The organism is Acidithiobacillus ferrivorans (assembly GCF_016250455.1).
In the GTDB taxonomy this organism is placed as follows: Bacteria; Pseudomonadota; Gammaproteobacteria; order Acidithiobacillales; family Acidithiobacillaceae; genus Acidithiobacillus; species Acidithiobacillus ferrivorans.
The window spans coordinates 1105268-1124326 of sequence record NZ_CP059488.1 but is presented as its reverse complement, the minus strand read 5'-3'; the positions used below and the strand labels follow the sequence as shown (position 1 = coordinate 1124326).

15 protein-coding genes, 1 tRNA gene and 1 pseudogene are annotated in these 19059 nt (G+C 57.6%); 5 read left to right on the top strand and 12 right to left on the bottom strand.

Annotated elements, in window-relative coordinates:
- Positions 1-1059: a uroporphyrinogen decarboxylase gene (gene hemE / locus H2515_RS05720; protein ID WP_198661142.1), complete on the top strand. Its 1059-nt coding sequence runs from the start codon at positions 1-3 to the stop codon at positions 1057-1059.
- On the opposite strand, the gene H2515_RS05715 is transcribed toward hemE, so the two are convergent.
- Together H2515_RS05715 and H2515_RS05710 are read right to left on the bottom strand one after the other, a co-directional pair.
- The gene (locus H2515_RS05715) at positions 1056-1958 is read right to left on the bottom strand and encodes a lysophospholipid acyltransferase family protein (RefSeq protein WP_198661141.1); all 903 of its coding nucleotides are present in this window, start codon (positions 1956-1958) and stop codon (positions 1056-1058) included. The genes hemE and H2515_RS05715 overlap by 4 nt on opposite strands.
- Positions 1955-2731, bottom strand: coding sequence for a GNAT family N-acetyltransferase (locus H2515_RS05710; RefSeq protein WP_198661140.1), 777 nt, complete (start codon positions 2729-2731; stop codon positions 1955-1957). The genes H2515_RS05715 and H2515_RS05710 overlap by 4 nt, the downstream gene beginning before the upstream one ends.
- A gap of 349 nt (positions 2732-3080) precedes the next feature.
- On the opposite strand from H2515_RS05710, the gene H2515_RS05705 reads away from it, so the two are divergent.
- Genes H2515_RS05705 through ilvA form a run of 4 tightly spaced genes read left to right on the top strand, consistent with a single transcriptional unit; the run spans position 3081 to position 6140 of the window.
- Positions 3081-3290 carry a (2Fe-2S)-binding protein gene (locus H2515_RS05705; protein ID WP_014029538.1) on the top strand — a complete coding sequence of 70 codons (210 nt, stop codon included), beginning with the start codon at positions 3081-3083 and terminating at the stop codon, positions 3288-3290.
- Complete coding sequence (locus H2515_RS05700; protein ID WP_198661139.1) at positions 3287-4255, top strand: YheT family hydrolase; 969 nt, start codon at positions 3287-3289, stop codon at positions 4253-4255. The genes H2515_RS05705 and H2515_RS05700 overlap by 4 nt, the downstream gene beginning before the upstream one ends.
- Entirely contained in the window at positions 4252-4623 is a 372-nt protein-coding gene (locus H2515_RS05695; RefSeq protein ID WP_065413693.1) for a winged helix-turn-helix domain-containing protein, read from the top strand. Before H2515_RS05700 ends, H2515_RS05695 begins: the two co-directional genes overlap by 4 nt.
- The gene (gene ilvA / locus H2515_RS05690; protein ID WP_232821577.1) at positions 4620-6140 is read left to right on the top strand and encodes a threonine ammonia-lyase, biosynthetic; all 1521 of its coding nucleotides are present in this window, start codon (positions 4620-4622) and stop codon (positions 6138-6140) included. Before H2515_RS05695 ends, ilvA begins: the two co-directional genes overlap by 4 nt.
- A gap of 42 nt (positions 6141-6182) precedes the next feature.
- On the opposite strand, the gene H2515_RS05685 is transcribed toward ilvA, so the two are convergent.
- The 10 genes and pseudogenes from H2515_RS05685 to secF form a co-directional block, all read right to left on the bottom strand.
- Positions 6183-7433 (bottom strand): NAD(P)/FAD-dependent oxidoreductase, encoded by a 1251-nt coding sequence (locus H2515_RS05685; protein WP_198661138.1) that lies wholly within the window; start codon positions 7431-7433, stop codon positions 6183-6185.
- 81 nt (positions 7434-7514) lie between these two features.
- The gene (locus H2515_RS16500; RefSeq protein ID WP_408626821.1) at positions 7515-7790 is read right to left on the bottom strand and encodes a hypothetical protein; all 276 of its coding nucleotides are present in this window, start codon (positions 7788-7790) and stop codon (positions 7515-7517) included.
- A 29-nt stretch (positions 7791-7819) separates the two neighbouring features.
- Positions 7820-8056 (bottom strand): hypothetical protein, encoded by a 237-nt coding sequence (locus tag H2515_RS05675; RefSeq protein ID WP_198661136.1) that lies wholly within the window; start codon positions 8054-8056, stop codon positions 7820-7822.
- A gap of 74 nt (positions 8057-8130) precedes the next feature.
- Positions 8131-9297, bottom strand: a complete 1167-nt coding sequence (locus tag H2515_RS05670; protein WP_198661135.1) for a PD-(D/E)XK nuclease domain-containing protein — start codon at positions 9295-9297, stop codon at positions 8131-8133.
- Complete coding sequence (locus tag H2515_RS05665; protein ID WP_198661134.1) at positions 9285-11477, bottom strand: argonaute/piwi family protein; 2193 nt, start codon at positions 11475-11477, stop codon at positions 9285-9287. The genes H2515_RS05670 and H2515_RS05665 overlap by 13 nt, the downstream gene beginning before the upstream one ends.
- Positions 11478-11487: 10 nt before the next feature.
- Positions 11488-14481: a site-specific DNA-methyltransferase gene (locus H2515_RS05660; protein ID WP_198661133.1), complete on the bottom strand. Its 2994-nt coding sequence runs from the start codon at positions 14479-14481 to the stop codon at positions 11488-11490.
- A 3-nt stretch (positions 14482-14484) separates the two neighbouring features.
- Complete coding sequence (locus H2515_RS05655; protein WP_198661132.1) at positions 14485-14700, bottom strand: addiction module protein; 216 nt, start codon at positions 14698-14700, stop codon at positions 14485-14487.
- Positions 14688-17790 (bottom strand): annotated as a pseudogene (locus H2515_RS05645) (BPTD_3080 family restriction endonuclease). Before H2515_RS05645 ends, H2515_RS05655 begins: the two are co-directional and overlap by 13 nt.
- 152 nt (positions 17791-17942) lie before the next feature.
- Positions 17943-18033, bottom strand: a tRNA-Ser gene (locus tag H2515_RS05640).
- 69 nt (positions 18034-18102) lie between these two features.
- Complete coding sequence (secF, locus tag H2515_RS05635; RefSeq protein ID WP_065413702.1) at positions 18103-19053, bottom strand: protein translocase subunit SecF; 951 nt, start codon at positions 19051-19053, stop codon at positions 18103-18105.
- Positions 19054-19059 lie beyond the last annotated feature (6 nt).

Below are 19059 nucleotides of genomic sequence, written 5' to 3'. Positions count from 1 at the left end.
ATGAAGTCCACATTGCAGAATGACAATTTCCTGCGAGCCTGCCTGCGCCAGCCGGTGGATCATGTCCCCGTCTGGCTGATGCGTCAGGCCGGGCGTTACCTGCCGGAGTACCGCGCTACCCGCGCCCGTGCCGGGGATTTTCTCACCCTCTGCACCACACCGGAACTGGCCTGTGAAGTGACACTACAGCCCATTGATCGCTTTCCTCTGGATGCCGCCATCCTGTTCTCGGATATCCTGACCATTCCTTATGTCATGGGACTCGGACTGCAATTTCAGGAGGGCGAAGGTCCGGTATTCGAATGTCCCTTGCGTAGTGCCGCAGACATCAAGGCCCTGAGTCAGCCCGATCCGGAAACGGAACTGCGCTTTGTGATGGATGCGGTGCGGCTTATCCGCCGGACGTTGAATGGACGCGTACCCCTCATCGGCTTTGCCGGTAGCCCATGGACTCTCGCCTGCTACATGATCGAAGGTCGCGGCAGCCGCGACTTCATCCATATCAAAGGGTTGCTGTATAGCGATCCGGCGCTGCTGCACCGCCTCCTGCGTCATCTGGCCGTATCGGTCACCCAATACCTCAACGCCCAGATTGCCGCTGGGGCGCAGGCAGTGATGATTTTTGATACTTGGGGTGGCACGCTCAGCACCCCGGCTTATGCAGAGTTCTCGCTTGCGTACATGCGAGAGATCATAGCCGGCTTGAAGCGCGAGGCGGAAGGCCGCCCGGTACCGATCCTGCTCTTTACCAAAGGCGGGGGGAACTGGCTGGAGGCAATGGCGGCAAGTGGTGCCGATGTGCTGGGTCTCGACTGGACAACCGAGTTAAGTGTCGCCCGCCAGCGTCTGGGTGATGGCATAGCACTGCAGGGCAATATGGATCCCATCGCCCTCTATGGCAGCATCAGCGGCGTTGCCGCAGAGGTAGAGCGCGTTCTGGTCAGCCACGGACCTGGGCCGGGCCACATCTTCAATCTCGGCCATGGCATCACCCCGCAAACCCCCATACAAAACGTCGCCACTTTGGTGGAAAGCGTTCATACTTGGCGGCCGGCCTAACCTTCGTGACCTTGCCGCCATGCCGCCCAGGCATCCCGGATGGAATGACGGCGGGGGTCATGCAGATAGGTGACCGAAGCCCCCTGCTCCATCCGCTGTAAGGCATCGGCAATAGCCGTCTGAGCCGTTGCTGCCAGCTTCCGGCGACCTAATTCTGGCGCCAGCGCGGGCAGGAATTCCACGCGCAGTGTCAACGGTGCCGCCGCTGCCAGTCGCCAGAGATGTCCAAACAAGCTGTCTTCACCGATGAAGGGGCAGAGGGGGTCGGGCTGACCGGGGCACAGCACATCTTCGTAACGCAAGGCCACCGGGATCGTCGACGCTACTGCCCCAGAGGCAATCTCAAAAGGCGCCGCAAAAAAATCGCCCACCCTTTTGCCATCGCTGGTGGTGCCTTCCGGAAAAATGATGATGCTGGTGCCCGCTGCCAGAATTTTGCCGGCCTGACGCACCGTGCGCTGACTCGCACGGGCGTCGCCGCGATCGATAAAGAGCGTCCCCAGCCACTCGCCCATAATCCCGAAAAAAGGCCAGGCACGCATTTCCCTCTTTGCCACAAAACGACCGGGAACCAAGGTCGCGAGCGCGAGAATATCCAGGTAGGAAATATGGTTGGCAGCGACCAGTACCGGCAATTTGGGGACGATTCCATCCACACGCAAATGAATGCCGAAGATACGCAAGGCCCGCCGACTCCACCAGGCAAAAGCCCGGTAGCTGGCCGCGTCCGGTTCAGACTTGCGCCTACAAGTCCAGACCGCCAACGGAAAAGCCAGCAGCAGATAAAACACCAGCACCGGCAGCCGCCAGATACGCCGTAAAGCCTTGGGCCGCGAACGGCGCCAGCGCCGCCCCGGATACGTCACCAATACCGAGGCGGGCTTTTTACGGCGTGTCATTTACGCGCATCCACCGGTTCCAGGTAGCGCTGCTGATAGCGCGGGGTGATCAGACCAGCTTCGCACCAGACGAAGAAATCTGCACAATGAAATTGCGGATCCCAGAAAGGCTCGCCGCCGATGCGCACTCCAGCCCTTAAATAGCCCTTGAGCAAGCCTGGCGGGGTGGCAGGGTCCACCTGCGCTCGCGCATCAAAATTGGGAACGGCGCGCAAAGGGAAGACCCGCTGTTCCTGCGGCGTCAGGTATGTATGGAGACTCTGGTACAGGGCGCCCAGGGCCGGGCCATCGGTGCTGTGTACACTTGCGCAGCCCATGAGATAATCAATTTTCCACATCGACATGGTCTCGGCCAGCCCCGACCAGAGCAGCGCAATCACCGCGCCCTGACGGTAGTCAGGATGTACGCAGGATCGCCCCAACTCCATAATCCGCACATTCAAAGCCAGCAGACGTGAAAGATCAAACTCTGTCTCAGCATAATAGCGGCCCACCCGAGCAACCTTCTCAGGAAGGAAGAGGCGGTAGGTCCCAACCACTTCCTGACTGACCTCATCTTCGACAATCAGGTGCTCACAGAAAGGGTCGTACTCATCCTGATCCAGCCCGGGACGACCACTCAACTGGGCATCATATTCGGCACTGAATACGTCATAGCGCAGTCGTTGCGCCGCATCTACTTCGTCCTGGTGATGCGCCAGATAGAGACGCAACGAGCGCTCTTTCTTGGCGGCGACACGACTGGTACTGCCGTGAGATTGGGTGCTGAGCATAACGGGGCTCTCCGTGCAAAAACGATAACGAATCTTGCTTATTATGACTCATAAATATGACAATAGTGCGGCATTTTCATGAACTTTTCGTGACAATGATACGCCGACTCCCACAGACATGGTAACTTTTCTTCCGAAGAATAATCATGCTGGCCTTACACAAGAGTCCTCACCACCAGTAACCATCGTCAATGCGGACATTTTATATCATGAACCAGGCAATACCAGCCCCGATCATCAAATCGCGGTAGTTGTGCTGTGGACCGCGGCGGCCTCTTGCACCGCATCCCCTCAATAGTTACTGTATGCCTTTGCTTTAGTGCATTCTGTTAGAGGTGAAAGTTCTGCCATGTCCGCCGCCCCCGAGGAAGTCGATAGCAGCCCCTATTGCTGCTGTTCGGCCGCCACTTTTCAGGAAATCCTTGAGCGCCAGCGCGCCAAGCCCCTGCCCTTTATGGAGCTTTTGATGGTTCATGCTGGCTGCGGCAGTGGCTGCGGCAGTTGCATCGACGATCTGGAGGCTTATTTGCGCAGTCACGACGCCTACATAGAGGATTGAGTCCTTCCTGCACCTTTCATCCGCCCTGGTGGTCGCGGGGTGGAGATTTTCAGACTATCTGGGCGCCCTTTTTCGCTCGCTCGGCTCCGGTCGATTTTCGCCGGGAAATCTGGAAAACGCCTGATGGCGACCAGGTCGCTGTAGACTGGGTGGATGCATTAGCCGATGCACCCGTGGTTATTCTCTTTCATGGCTTGGCGAGCAGTTCGCGGGGACATTATGCCCGCTCCCTCGCGGCGGAACTGCGGCGGCGGAGTTGGGCGGGCTGTTTTATCAATTTCCGCGGCTGCGGGGGAATAAACAACTTACTGCCCCGCGGCTACCACGCGGGTGACAGTGCCGAGATTCGCTGGATGCTGGAGCGCGCTACGGCACTGTTCCCGCGTCGCCCACGCTACGCCGTCGGCGTTTCCCTGGGCGGTAACGCCCTACTCAAATATCTGGGCGAGGCCGGAGACGCGGCGCGCAAAAATCTGGAACGTGCGGCTGCCGTCTGCGCCCCCATTGATCTGGTCGCGACAGCAGAGTATCTGCAATCCAGCCATCTTCGCTTCTACAATCAGTATTTTCTCCAGAAAATGAAGATTTCTGTCCGTCGTTACGAGGCCAGGTATCCGGATCTGGCGGACTGGCCGCGGGTCTTTTCGGCAAAAAGCGTGTATGATTTCGATGAATATTTTACGGCACCAGTGCATGGTTTCTCAGGCGCCCTTCACCTCTGGAAAGAGGGCTCCGCAGCGCCGTTGTTGTCACGTATCAATGTGCCCACACTGCTGCTGAACAGCGCAGATGATCCCATTGTACCCGTCAACAGCCTGCGTAATGTTCAGACAAGCCCGGCCGTAACCCGTTGCATCACCGAGCATGGCGGTCATGTTGGCTTTATAGATGGCACCTTTCCCGGTCATCTGCGCTGGTTGCCAAACACGCTGCTGGATTATTTTGAGAGGAAGAGCACCCCATGACAGACCATCTGCAGCCGCGTCTCCGCATTCTGCTGGCAGAAGCCATCGCCGTTGGCCCCGGCAAGGCCGAACTGCTCCGCCATATTCGCGAAAAAGGCTCCATCTCCGCAGCGGCGCGCGCGATGAATATGAGTTACCGGCGCGCATGGTTGCTGGTGGATACCATGAATCACTGCTTTCTGGCGCCGCTAGTCGGCACCGCCACGGGCGGCAGCCATGGCGGCGGCGCCCATCTGACCGAGATGGGTGAAGAAATCTTGAAACGCTATGAGGCGATGGAAAGCAAGGCGAATGCGGCCCTCGCTCCCGATATCGCCGAATTCCGCAAACTCATGCAACTCCACACACCAGAAGAAAACGCTTCGTGAAAACCCTGCTCCGCGAAGTGCTGTGCAGCCGGGTCTACGATGTGGCCCGGGAAACGCCGCTGGAAACGGCGCCCAAACTGAGCGCACGCCTGCAGCGCGAAGTGCTGTTCAAACGCGAAGACCTGCAGCCAGTGTTCAGCTTCAAACTGCGCGGCGCCTACAACAAGATCGCCCAGCTTTCGGACGCCGAAAAAGCACGCGGCGTCATCACCGCCAGCGCCGGCAATCATGCACAAGGCGTTGCCTACGCTGCCCAAAAACTGGGTATCCGTGCGGTGATCGTCATGCCCGGCACCACCCCGGAAATCAAGGTCAATGCGGTACGGGCGCGGGGTGCGGAGGTCATTCTTCATGGTGACAGCTACTCCGACGCACAGGCGCATTGCGACGCACTGATCGCCGAGTCGGGCCTGGTCTTCATTCCACCCTTTGACGATCCGCTGGTCATTGCCGGCCAGGGGACCGTTGGCGCAGAGATACTCCGTCAGCGGGGCGCCGGCCTGGAGGCGATTTTTGTTCCTGTGGGCGGCGGCGGCCTCATTGCCGGGGTGGCGGGGTATCTGAAATCGATCGTGCCCGAGATTCGCATCATTGGCGTAGAACCCTTTGAGGCCGACGCCATGTATCAGTCTTTGCAAGCGGGAATGCGGGTGACGCTGCCCCAGGTCGGTATTTTCGCCGACGGCGTGGCGGTGCGCCAGGTGGGAGAACACACCTTTGCCCTCTGTCAGAAATATGTGGATGAGATTGTGCGGGTGAGTAACGACGAGATCTGTGCAGCCATCAAGGATGTGTTTGACGAAACCCGTTCCGTCATGGAGCCGGCGGGCGCGCTGGCCTTAGCGGGCCTCAAACGGATGGCGGCAAGCGACCCCGGCCAGGGCGGGGCCTGGGTCGCCATCCTCTCCGGCGCCAACATGAACTTCGATCGCCTGCGCTTTATTGCCGAGCGGGCGGAACTGGGCGAGGCCCGCGAGGCGCTGTTTGCGGTCACGATTCCGGAGCGACCGGGAGCCTTTCGCGCCTTCTGCGCGGCCATTGGTCAGCGGGTCGTCACCGAATTCAATTATCGCCTGCACCGCCGGGATCGGGCACATATTTTTGTCGGTGTGGCTATCCGTGACCGGGAAGACGCCCATGCGTTGCTGGAAAGCTTGCGGACGACAGGCCACGAGGCGCTGGATTTAAGTGATGATGAAATGGCCAAGCTGCACATCCGCCATATGGTGGGCGGGCATGCGGCGGCGGCGCAGAATGAGCGGATTTATCGCTTTGAGTTTCCCGAACGTCCGGGCGCGCTGATGGAATTTCTTGACCAGTTGGGCGGGCACTGGAATATCAGTCTCTTCCATTATCGCAACAATGGCGTTGACCTGGGCCGGGTGCTGGCGGGTTTTGAAGTGCCGGATACCGAGATGGCGCAGTTTGAATCACTGCTCGCCCGACTCGATTACCCGCATGTGGCGGAAAGCGCCAACCCCGCCTACCAGTTTTTTCTGGATCAGGGTCAGCGCTGACCCTGTACGCCACCGCTTGCGGCCCCCCTGCTCAAGAGCCGGTCAGAATCGCTCCGGGCGATAGGGTGCGGGGTCAGTAAACGGCGTTTCACCCACCATCATTTCAGTCAGCAGGCGCCCGGTGGTGGGTCCCAGGGTCAGCCCTTGATGACAATGGCCAAAGGCATACCAGACCCCGGGATGCCCCGGCGCCCGGCCAATGATCGGCAGCATATCCGGCGTGCAGGGACGCACCCCCATCCAGGGATCGGCGTCCAGACGTCTGCCCAGGGCAGGCAATAACCGCCGTGCCTGCGCCTCCGCCCGGGTGAGCGGAATGGCGGAAGGCGGGGCATCCCGGTGCGCAAACTCCGCCCCGGTCGTCAGGCGAATACCGCGCTGCATAGGCACCAGCATATAACCCTGATCGGCATCGAGCACCGGGTGACAGAGTGCTGTGGCCTCCGCTTGGGCGTAGTGCATGTGATAGCCCCTTTTTACAAAAAGCGGCGGGTGGTAGCCCAGAGGTCCGGTTACATCCGGCGACCAGGCGCCCAAAGCCACCACCACCTCGGCGGCATCCACCGGTCCATGCACCGTAGCGATGCGCCATCCCGTCGAACGGCGCTCCACACCCTGCACGGTGCTGGTGCGGAACTCACCGCCCATCCGGGTAAAATAGTTCAGATACGCGCGCGTGAGTGCATGGGGATCGACGACAGCCAGGGGCTGTGTCCAGTGGATGCCACCGGCCAGCCCGGGGCGCAGACTGCACTCCATCGCCGCCACCCCCGCGCTATCAAGTGCGTCGTAGGCCACCGCAAAATTCCCCGCTTTAAATGCCGCCTCTTTCAGGGCATGATCCAGGGACTCGGACTTTTCATGTACCTGCAACCAGCCACCGGGACGGAGCAGATCAATCGCCCCCGCCGCTCCGGCCAGAGCCAGGTGGTCATCCAGACAGTGGGTAATCAGTGCGGCATAATGCCGAGCAATCATCCGATGACGATCTTCCTGGGAGTTATACCAGTACTGCATGAAGGGAATGGCCAGACGCGGCAGCATCGTCCCTCGGTAGTAGGCCTCGGTCGACTGATTGCGGGCATAGCTGAGCAGCGTCGCCAGGGCACGGGGGAAGGGGTGCGGCATAACTGCCTCGCGCTGAATCAGGCCGGCATTGCCGAAGGACGTTCCCTCTCCGGGGCCCTGTTGATCCAGGAGCATGGTGGGACGACCCCGTAGCTGCAACTGCAAGGCAATGGAGACCCCAACGATGCCTGCCCCCAGAACCACCACTTCGCCATGCGCTGCCATAAGCACTCCAGAAACAGTTTATGAACCCCATTCCGAGCGCCATTTTTTGTCGGCTATAGACATAACCGCCAGTATGGGACACTAACATGACGTTCCTATGGGTTGCCTTGGATATTGCAGTGGCCTGTCGGCAGGGTCAAGGCACTGCGGAGGTCTGTGCAAAACGCTTTTTACAATTCGATGCTTGTTTGCACCACGTCGGCAAGGTACTTCATCCCTTCGGCTTCTTTGTGGGTAACTGCTGCACCATGCGGTCGAAATCCGACTCGAAACGCTGGTCATCCAGCAGCACCCGGCCCATTGGCGAAAACGCACGCCTACCGGGCTGCGCCCGCGAAAGCCGAGAGCGAGGATCATGTCGAGATTGTAGTGTTCCACCTCACGGGTCACTTCACGCCCCCCTCGGCTTGAGCTGTTCGGAATAACCGAACAGTTGCCGTCGGCGTCAACTCCCCATCCTCGAAGATGTGCCTGATGTGCTCACTGATGGTGCCCTTGGCCTTGCCGAATAGCTCGGCCAACTGCTTCTGATTGAGCCACAGCGTTTCCTCCTCCAGCATCACGTCAATGCGGGTGGAGCCGTCTTCGCTTTGGTAGATTAGGAATTGTTGGGGTTCAGTCATGACTTTTCCCGATCGCATTCATCGCGTCACATTTGGGTATGTTGGGTTCATTTGCAGATTGAAGTCTGTGGTCTTCACGGCTTTCTGTTCATCATTGACGGGGAGTTAACAACAACGCAGCCATTCATTCCCTGTAATTTCAGCACACCTTCTTTGAATTTGGTGTGTTCCTGCGTCGAGCAGGTATGGTCCCAAAGAAAACTGACGATCCGCGCATCCCTATATGTCGGATCGGATCGGTAGAGGGGAATGTCTTCCGCAACTTCGCCAATCAGGACTGGAAACGATTTTTTTGTGTCCTTGCGATATTTCACCTCGATGATCGTGTGTATCGGGGGGATATAAATATCCACGCGCGGCGTCTTCTGCCCAACCGGCTGGAGATAGATCTCATCCGCAATATCCTCGAATATTGGAGCCAAAAGCATATACAGGAGGTTTTGGACATGATATTCATTTTCGATCAACCATTTGATAGGAGTGGCATTCTTGGTACGGCCGCTCTCTTCCCATGTCCATCTTTTCAGACCAACTGGTATGTGCTCCAGAAACCCGACAAGATCATCGAACGTCCAGCCATTCGGCGGAACTAGCGCGATGTCGTTGTTCACCCTGTCAAAGACGTAGATCATCAGACTGAGAAGCGCGGTTGAGTAATCCACGAGCGCCAAACCTTTAAACTCTCCCATGAATTTGCTGATTAGGAACTGCCGTTTCTGATGGTCGACGATACGTTGTATATCGCGATAGTGCAGAAAGAGTGGGAGGCCTGCGGATAAGAACACTGCCTCTTCGGAATCGGTGATATACGCGGCGATATCCTTTTCGTAACAGTTGAACCTATCGCTGTTCGCCTGTAATGGCAGAAATCCTCCACTCCACATTTTATACTGACTTCGTAAATTTTCATCGTCCCATTTTTCGATAAGCCACTTCACGGCCATGACGCCGAAGATATCGGAGACCCATGGCCTTGGCGTCGAATCTATTGTTGCTGCCTGGCCCAGAAGCCGGGACAGGTCGTGGGCGGAAACATGCTCATCCAATACATGCAACCCAGCTATTGCGCATTTCTGGTACAGAGACAGTGTGGCGAAGTCGAATGACGCGGGCTGAACCTGCGCCAACCCGAGAAAGGACAGAAAGCAGGACTTGAAGGCATCGCCGCTAGCATTGTCTAGCACTTTCCTATGAAGGTATTCCCGGAGCTGGAAAGTGTTTTCCCTGTCTATAGAAACCATTGCGATTGCCCTATCTTTCCGATCATGATTGAATCATTCCAGCCCGGCAGTTGATTGAGCCAGCCGAGATTTCGGGCAATCAGATCAGAGTAGCTGATAGTGACCGGCATGGGATTTGGGAAATAGCTACGCCAGGAATGCGAGGCAAAGCTGTAAAGTTGCGCGCTCAGATATTTGATATCCTTGAATGTCGAGTCCTTGTGGATATTCAGGATCACGCCGCGCGGATGACCGTCTGTTTCCTGTCTCAGTTCACGCTGGCCAATCAGGTAAACAAGCATCTCATGCTTCGAGAGTTTGAAAGTTTTCCCCCTCTGGGGGGCCAGTCGTCCCTTCTGCTCGCCTGCTGTCGAAGAGTCGAACATATGGAGCCCGTGATCTTCCGAGATTTTCAGGAAGGCGTATTCGATCTGGTAATCCCGGTAGCTGCGAATGACGGAGCGTACGGCCTCGATCTCTTCCTTGTTGAACTTCTTGACAGACGCATGAAAAATCAGGCGGATGGTGTCCCCTTTTTGCCAGTTCATGCGTTTTTGTATTTTCTGGATCGTCTCTCCGAGAACAGAAGTCAGTGCATCGCAATACGCCTCAGGCACGACCGCCTTCGAGGTGTTCGAAACAATGTAACTACCGTCACCTGAAAAAACGGTGGTGATCCCCATGATCCGGTGGCCCCCGGCTTCGCGTTTGGGTCCAACATTGGCACTTCCAATGCCGACGACCAACTCATGGGATAAGGTCGGCGAAGACTTGAGCAACCAAGGCACGCCTCCCATCTTTGCATAACAGGCTAGCGCCATGTTGTTCAGAGAATATCCTAGGGAATAAGGGGACTGAGTGAGCAGCTCTATTGTGAAATCCTGGACGGGTACCTGATGCAAAAAGAACAAACTTTTTCCCCAGTAATAAGGGTTATCTCCCACATCTAGTGTCTTGAAGGATTGCCTCACCTGGACAAGTGCGAGGTCCCACCGGCCGCTATCGTCGGATTTTTTCCGGATCGCGGTTTCTATTGCATTCTTGTAGCCGCTGACATCCTCCGTGCCGGTAGCGAAAACCTCAACACGGCTCGTTCCAAGGCTGAACTTGCCTTCAAGCCCATTACTGAAATACTTGCTCTCGGACATTCCCTTCAGGAGTTTTCTGACGAATTGTTCCACACGCCCCTTATCGTGCTCCGCGCAGATCACGCAGATCGAAGGATCGTTTCTGTCAAAAGTACGCTTTGTGTAGGGGCCGTACTGAGAGAGCCCCTTCTCCGCCCAGTCTGCCTCCCTATTGTCATTAAAGACGAAGACAGGCTTGTCCAGTTGGCCGCATGCACCCTGGATATTTTCCGCCTCTTCGATATCAATGCGGGTGCCATCAATGAGAATAATACCTTTGGATAGGAAATATTTTTTTAACTTATCGATGCGGGCCTTTTTGTTGTCGCCACTATTGAATGACGAAATGGCCTTCCTGACCTCCTCTATGATCGCGTCCTTCTGGCTGCCGTGCGTGTGCAAGATGTAATCGTCAAAATTCTTCCTGCTTGCTTCCAGATAGACGTCCCTACCTTGAAACATTCCAGTTTTTCCGTCTGGCTGCACGATGTGAAGCATCTCATCCTCAATCTTTGTCACGTATCCCAGGAGCTTCCTATAGCCATCCTCCTGCTCCGCAACGACATAGCGACCCATCAGATCAAAATTATTACCTATGAAATAGAGGCAATTTTCGCCGACCGCTCTCCGGGTTGAACAGTCAATAACCAAATAGGGTCTTTCGTTGATAAATCGTGTGTCGATCTTGTATCTGACGTAGATTTGGAACGGATATTCCTCCCTCAGGATGGAGGCCAGGAGATTGTCTTCCGATTTTATGCTCACCAGCTCTATCGGGTTAAAACCACTTGGTTGGCGTTTGAGACTGGTGAAGTGGCGTATCAGGCCATCCTTGACGAGAAAACAGGTGGTTCCGAAATCGTCTTTTAGACTTATCGTTTGGGTTTTTCCTATAACCGGATACTGCCCGTCCTGTGAGAAAATCAGGATACTATCGCCCTGCCGTCGGAAAACATAAGTGCCTTTATGCTCTGCTCGGAGTGTATTCAGCCGATCCTGTTCATAGGGAATAACACATGCACTCAATGAATTGCCTGGAATTTGTAGTGGGAATGCGTTCAAATTAATAGGCATGGTTCGTTTGTCAACCCCCTCTAACAACCCTAAACACCTTCATCACCTCATCCCCCAGATGGTTGATCACTTTCACCGCAATCCGCCCCGTCGCGGGCTTGTCAAAAGGCCGGGAGGTGTCGCTGTTCAGCGTTGCCCAGGCTTCTGCGTCTATCTCCGCTTTCAGGGTGGTTTTCAGCGATTTGTAGGGGTCGTTGGCGCCGAGGAAGTAGGCTTGGCGGACGAAGAAGCTTTCTTCGTTGTAGTCGGTGTCGATGAACCAGCAGGCGATGCCGTCGGGGCCGTCGCTGTGGACTTCGCCGCTGTTGGGGTGGAAGACGTCGACGCCATTGACCTTGACGCGGATCTGGCCGTCTTTAGCGTCAAGGATGTCGATGTCGGGTTCACCGAAGATGACGAAGAGGTTGCCTTTGCCGGTGTTCTTGAGGTCGTTGGCCATGTGCAGGTCGGCGTTCATGCGCGCCTTGAGGACGGGGACGCGGCCGAGTTTGTCGAATTCGCTGGCGTGGGCGTCGTAGTTGAAGGCGCAGGCGATGAGCACGTCGAATCCGGCGTCGGCAGCCTCTCGGGCGGCGGCGACCAGATCGGGGCGGGAGACGGTGCCGAATTCGGGGCCGATGAAAATGGCAGCGCGGCGCTCGGTGCCGCCCCCATCCAGTCCGGCGGGTTCCAGATAGCGGCCGTCGGCACAGACCAGTTCACCCGGCCAGGGGGTCAGAGCGGTGAAGTTGATCTTGCCGTCCTTGTGGGCCTGCTGCACTCCGGCGGTTTTGAGGTTTTCGAGAATGATCTGGGTGAAGTCGCGTTCCTCGCCGTAGCCAGAGCCCTGATCGCCGATTTTACTGGCGTTGGGGTCGATGAGTTCGTCGTTTTCATCTACGCCCAGCACACGGTGGGGGGAAAGGCTTTCGACAGTAAAGGGACCGGCGACGCGGACCTTTTTCTTGTCCTCATAGGTCTTGTCGTAGAGATACTCAAAGTCGGCCTTGGCGGCGATGGAGGCATCTATGGCTTGTTGGCGGGCGATGCGGGCCTGCCAGAACCCGGCGAGGGGCGCATGGGTGCTGGCGGGCCAGTCGGCGGGGGCGTCGCGGGGGACTTCCCAGTCGAGCAAGGTGCTGGCGCTGACGGTTTCGCCGCCGGGCAAGGTGGTGCTGCGGCCTTCCGGCGCGTCGAAATGCAGGAGTTGGCCCTGCCGTCCGCCGCTGGAGACTTTGTAGGGCGTTTTATGGCCTTTTAGTGCCGCATTCAGATCTGCCAAGGCGCCGCTGACGGCGGGCTGCCACTGCTCCCAGATGACGTCGATCTCGGCATTGTTGGCGATGGACTTGAGGGTGATGTGGGGCACGCGCTCACAGACAAAACCATGGCGGATGCTGCCGTAAGTGGGCTTGCCGGAGGGGAAGCTACGGGTGACTTCCGCCTCTTTCTGCTGTCCTTCCGGGCTGTCGGCGAGGAGATAATAGGGATAGCGGGCGCCCATGATGCGGGCACGGGCCAGTGCCAGGGCGACGCGGGAGGTGTCGAGGGTGATCCAGCGGCGGCCCCATTGTTCGGCGACATAGGCGGTGGTGCCAGAGCCGCAGGTGGGGTCGAGGACGAGGTCGCCGGGGTCGGTGGACATCAAGATGCAACGTTCAACTATACGGTTCGCCGTTTGAACAACGTAAACCTTGTCGCCACCAAACTGGTTTTGCCCGACAGTATCTGACCACACATTCGTTAGCGGAAACGCCGGGAAGTCATCGATATATCGGACGTAAGATAGCCTTCCACCGGACGTACTGCTCAGGCGATCCGCTTTGATGATTTTCTGAAAACCGATCTCTCCAGTTTTCCAATAGCCCTTGACGGGCCGAAATGTCTTACCACGGTATGCGACAGGAAAATCTCCAGGTGGGCGTTGGCTAGTCATGTCACCAGTTGCCATGACGCGGCTGTCAATTGGCAAAGATGCTGCACCAGATCGCTCTTGCGCTGACATCTGGCGAATCTCTCCGTTTGATAAGCGAATTTTCGTGTATCCAGTGGCGCCTTCTTCGCCAGCAATCTTTTTTGCGAACAGTTGATGGTACCTAACGGTGTCTAACCTCTTCGCGTACCAGACAATATAGTCGCATATTGGCGGTAGTAGTTCGCTTGTTGCGCCGGTCGTTTTAGCCACAGCGATCAAACAGGCGAAATTCTCATCCCCAAAAACTTCATCCATCACCGCCCTTACCCTGTGCACATTCTCATCCCCGATCTGCACAAAGATCGACCCAGAATCCGTCAACAAATCCCGCGCCACGGTGAGCCGGTCGCGCAGGTAAGTCAGGTAGGAGTGAATCCCGTCCCTCCAGGTGTCGCGGAAGGCCTTGACCTGTTCCGGCTCGCGGGTGATGTGCTCGGTGTTGCCGTCCTTGACGTCGCGGCTGGTGGTGGACCACTGGAAGTTACTGTTGAATTTGATGCCGTAGGGCGGATCGAAGTAGATGCACTGCACTTGGCCGCGCAGGCCTTCGCGCTCGGCCAGGCTGGCCATGACCTGCAGGCTGTCGCCGAGGATCATGCGATTGGCCCAGTGGGCGTCGTGCTGGTAGAACTCGGTCTTGGCGTTGGCGTCGGGCAGGCCGTTGAAGTCGGCGAAGAGGTCGATCTGCTGGCCGTCCTCCTGCCCCGCCGCGCCCGGTGCCGGGTTCCGTGCCTGAAAGCGCCGGAGGTCGTCGATGAGGACTTTGGGGTGGACCTTTTCCTGGATATAGAGGGGCGGCGCCTGCACCACGAGGCTGGACCAGTCCTGCCGATCCTTGCCGCGCCAGATGAGCTGGGGATCGAGATCGGGGTTGCGGCTGCGCTTTTCGTCCTCCAGCCCGGCGGCCTGCCGGGGGTACTCCACTCGCACCGGCTTTTGCTCGTCCTGCCGCATCACCGCCTGATATTCGGCGGTGGGGATGTTCTTGCGTGTCGCCTCGTCGTGGGTGAGGGTTTCGATAGTCAGGGATGGTTTAGGGCTTTTGGCCATGTTTTACTCTTTAGCAGACGCGTTGCGGATATTCGCTTTGGCCGTATCCCAAGCCGAAAAGTGGTCAGATCCCTGGCGTAGGGCATTTTCCCGTTGGACCAGTATTTCTCCGTGCCAGACGGGAGAGGGAATGTTTGCCGGTTGCTGACAGAGACTGTCCCATAAAGACTCGATCATCTGAAGCTTTTCACTGACAGTGAGTTCACTCAACTTGGGCAAAACATCGCTCCTGATAGGTGGGAATCCACCACGCTGGCAATCGTTCGATCAAAGAATAACGCAATCTGACGGACAAAATCTTCCTGCATCAGCCAGACATCCGTGAACTCGGCGAAGGCCCAGCGGCCGTAGCTGCGGAGGTTGTTCACGCAGGGTACCCAGTAGGTGTCCATGGTGGCTTTTTTGTCCTTGGCGTCCTCGCCACGATAACCCTTAATCTCGACGATGAGATTCAACAGATCATTATCGCCATGGCCATCGTCCACCCGCACGATGAAGTCGGGACGGTAGACGCGGGATTCAGAGCCGTAGCGATAGGGCACTTCAAAGCCGAGGTTGTGGTTTTTCACATAGGCGCGCACGCGGGGGTGGGCTTCCACCACACGGCAGAACTCCCCTTCCCAGTCGCTGTCGAGAATGACCCAGTTGAGCGGACACTTGGGCGGCGGGCCGCTGGTGTCCCAGCGTTCGGTCTTGGAGGTGTTGAAGTTGACGTGGGTAGTGCTGCCGCTGGGGTTGTAAGGGTCAAGCACGGCGTGGATATGGCGCTGTGCCGCTTCGGGATGATCCGTGAGCATGGCGCGATTGATAGCGGTGATGATGCGGCTGGCGGCCATGTCGGCCAGCATCTTGTATTTGAGTTGTGCCGGATAAGTGCCGCCCTTGCAGGTCAAATAACCATCGAGCCATTGCCGGGCAATGCGCTTAATCTGCCCGAAAAGGTAGAGTTTCGGTTCACCGTCTTTGTCGCGGAACTCGTTGAGCAGCAGGTAAGAGGTCAGTTCATAGACCACCTGTGAAGGGCGCACGTCGCCGGTGTGGACGAGGTTGAGGTCCACTGTTTCGCCGATGATGCCGGAGTTGCGGGTCTCTGTGGCGCCGACCAAATCGGGCGTGATCCAGGACCGAGTCGGCATCAAAGCGCGCTGCGAGCGGCGTTTCCGGTAGCTCGACGCGGTAACCCTGCACTCGCGGAAAGCGGATTTCCAGGGCATCGCGCTCGGGTCGCACGACTTTGACGTGAATGGTTTCGCGGAGTAGTTGCAGCGGCGCCACCACCGGCTTGGCGGTGAAGTCGAAGGGAATACCCAGCACATCGGCATACTCGACGTTGAACAGCCCTTCCTCATTCAGATCGTAGGACTGGCGCCGCAAAGCGCGACCGATGACTTGTTCGCAGAGCAACTGGGTGCTGAAGGCGCGCACCCCCAGCACATGGGTGACGGTGTTGGCGTCCCAGCCCTCGGTCAGCATGGACACGGAGACCACACAGCGGACGGAATCGCCCAGTCGGCCCGGCTTGCCGACGGTGTTCATCGCCTCGCGCAACAGCTCCTGATCGCTGATGTTCTGACCTGATTGCAGATCGCCGCTGCGCTCCACCATCTCGCGGCGAAAGCGCTCGATCTCATCAGCCGCCATGACGCGGAACTTGTCGTCCAGCGCGTCGCCGGATTCCAGTTGTTCGCTGTCGATAAGCAGGGTACGCGGGCGGCCCAGCGCGTTGCCATACTCGTCATAATTGCGAAACAGCGGCAGGCGTCCGTCCACCAACTTAGTGGAGCCGTCTTGCTGGACTTGCAGAAAACCAGCGATATAGTCATAAACCAGCTTGGATGTCGCAGTATTATTGCAGACGATGATGAAGCAGGGCGGTACGGCAATGTTCGCCCCCTCCCAGAGCTTGAAGGTCTTGTCGTAATGACCATATAGCGCATCCAGAGCGGTTTGCAGAGGTGTCGGCATAGACAGTGGGTCTATGGGATTGCCTTTGCCGCGCCCAGGCTTGGGCATCTGGCCGCGGATATGTTCCCAGAGGTTGCGGAACATGGGCATCTCGCCGCCGGGGATATTGTCCGCCACCGGCACTCGCGGCAGCTTGACGATGCCGCATTCGATGGCGTCCATCAGCGAGAAGTCACTCATGGTCCAGGGGAAGAGTGTACCCTCGACATAGCCCGAGCCGCTCAGGAAAAAGGGCGTGGCGGAAAGATCAAACACCCGCGCCAGCCCGAGCTTACGCTGCACCGCTTCCAGCCCCGATATCCACAGGCGGGCGGCGGCGCTGTTCTCTTCGGCCTCCTTTTTCTCGTCGTCTTTGAGATCGTCGTCCGTCGCACCGGGTTTCTCGCGGTAGCAGTGGTGGGCCTCGTCATTGATGGCGATAACGTTTTTCAGACCCATGAGTTCGGGCATAACGCGCTGGAGCATCTGGCCTTCCGTCTCCAGCGTGTTCAGCGCCTCACCGCCCTGCCCCTGGAGCAGGCGGCGACCGCCCTTGGAGAGTTCCAGCCGCTCGCGCAGCTTGAAGGCATGGTAGTTGGTGATAACGATGCGGGCGCGTTCCAGATCAGCCAGCATATCGCCGGGCACCAGTTCGCGGCTGGCGTAGTAGCTGTCGGGATCGTTGGGTTGCAGCACGCGCAGACGATCTTTGATGGTGATGCCGGGCGCTACGATCAAAAAGCCCCGCGTGAATTTCTTGCTGTTGGGGTGCCGCACTGCGTTGACGGTCTGCCAGGCAATGAGCATGGCCATCACCGTGGTCTTGCCCGCTCCGGTGGCCAGCTTAAGCGCCAGACGCAGCAGGTCCGGGTTGGCATCGTGACTAGCGTTACGCAGGTGATCGATGTAGGTCTGCGCTGATTTCCCCATCTGCGGCGCGACTTCAGTCAGCCAGATGGCGGTTTCCACCGCTTCGATCTGGCAGAAGAAGGGGCGAATACTGCTGAAAGCGTGGTGCCGCCAGTGTTGCAACAGCCGTGCCGTCTCCGGGGTTACCCGCCAGTCTGCGGGGTTGGGGATGCCGCGCCACTGGTCTACTTCGGCACGCACACCGTTGATGAGCGCGGTGATGTTGTACTGCTGTTCCTCAGTCGAGAGCCCCTGCCCTTGGTCGAGCACCAGCGCTGCCTGCCGACCGGCCCCTTTTTGCTTGCGTGGCCGGGGAATGGGGCTGATGAATTCCGCCTTGCGGCGATTGTCGATGATGCGTTGAGTTGGCTGTCCCTGTTCATCCAGTTCCCAATGACGCTGCGGATACGCATAGGGGGAATTGAGGATGGGTTTTTGAAAGAAAGGGTTTTGCATGGTTATTTATGGTCTGCGGCGGCCAAGCTTTGTCCCCTTTATAGCCTATAAAGGGCCTGCTGGCGACCTGGAGACTGTCAGATAGCGTCATGAGCAAATGAGGCAAGGCAACTTAGGGGAAAGGGAATACTGCGGTAACCATTTGTTTAATATGGCGGAGAGGGTGGGATTCGAACCCACGTGGGGTTTTACCCCCCATCCGATTTCGAGTCGGCGCCGTTATGGCCACTTCGGTACCTCTCCGTGGGGGCATACAGTAATCTTTCCCGACACCAACGGCAAGTGCGCCGCGCCGGCAAACGCCGTACAGCGCTACAAGGTGGCGCCGTCGTTACGATCCTTGGCACTGATAAACTGGCGTTTGAGGACGTGCTCCCGCTTGAGTCCCAGCCACAGGGCAATCGGGCTCGCGACGAATATTGAGGAATAAGTACCCACCACCACACCGATAAGCAGTGCCGTGGCAAAGCCGTGAATTACCGGTCCGCCGAAGAGGAAGAGCGACAAGGCGACCATGAAGGTGATGAAACTGGTAATCACCGTGCGTGACAGGGTCTCATTGATAGCGACGTTGAAAATTTGCGCCACATCGCCGCTACGGGATGCCCGCAGGTCCTCGCGCATACGGTCGAAAACCACCACCGTATCGTTGAGCGAATAGCCCATGATGACCAGCAAAGCCGCGATCACGGTCAGGGAGAACTCTTCCTGACTGATGGCGAAAAAACCCACCACCAGGATCGGGTCGTGAAGCATGGCGAGCACACCCCCCACAGCAAAGCGCCACTCGAAGCGAAACCCCACATAAATCAGGATGCCCAGGGTCACGATGATGAGCGCCATAACCCCTTTATTGCGCAATTCCTTGCCCACCTCCGGACCAACATATTCCGTGCGGCGCAACTGCACGTCCGGATACTTTACCTGATCTTTCTGAAAGACCTGCAAAATCTTGTTACCCACCGCGCTGCTCTCACCGGGTACGCTGCGCAAACGAATCAGCAGATCACGATCCCCACCGAAGGTCTGCACCACCGCGTCATGAAATCCAGCCTGTGCGAGCGTCCCGCGTACGGCACCCAAATCCGGCGTCTTGCTGAAGGCCAGCTCCACCAGCGTACCACCGGTAAAATCGATACTGTAATTAAGTCCGCGCAGCAGAAAGACGGCGACAGAAGCAATAATGAGCAGAGCGGACACGCCCAGAAAAATCCAGCGTCTGGACATGAAATCAACATGGGTACGGGTTCTAAAGAGTTCCATCGCGGC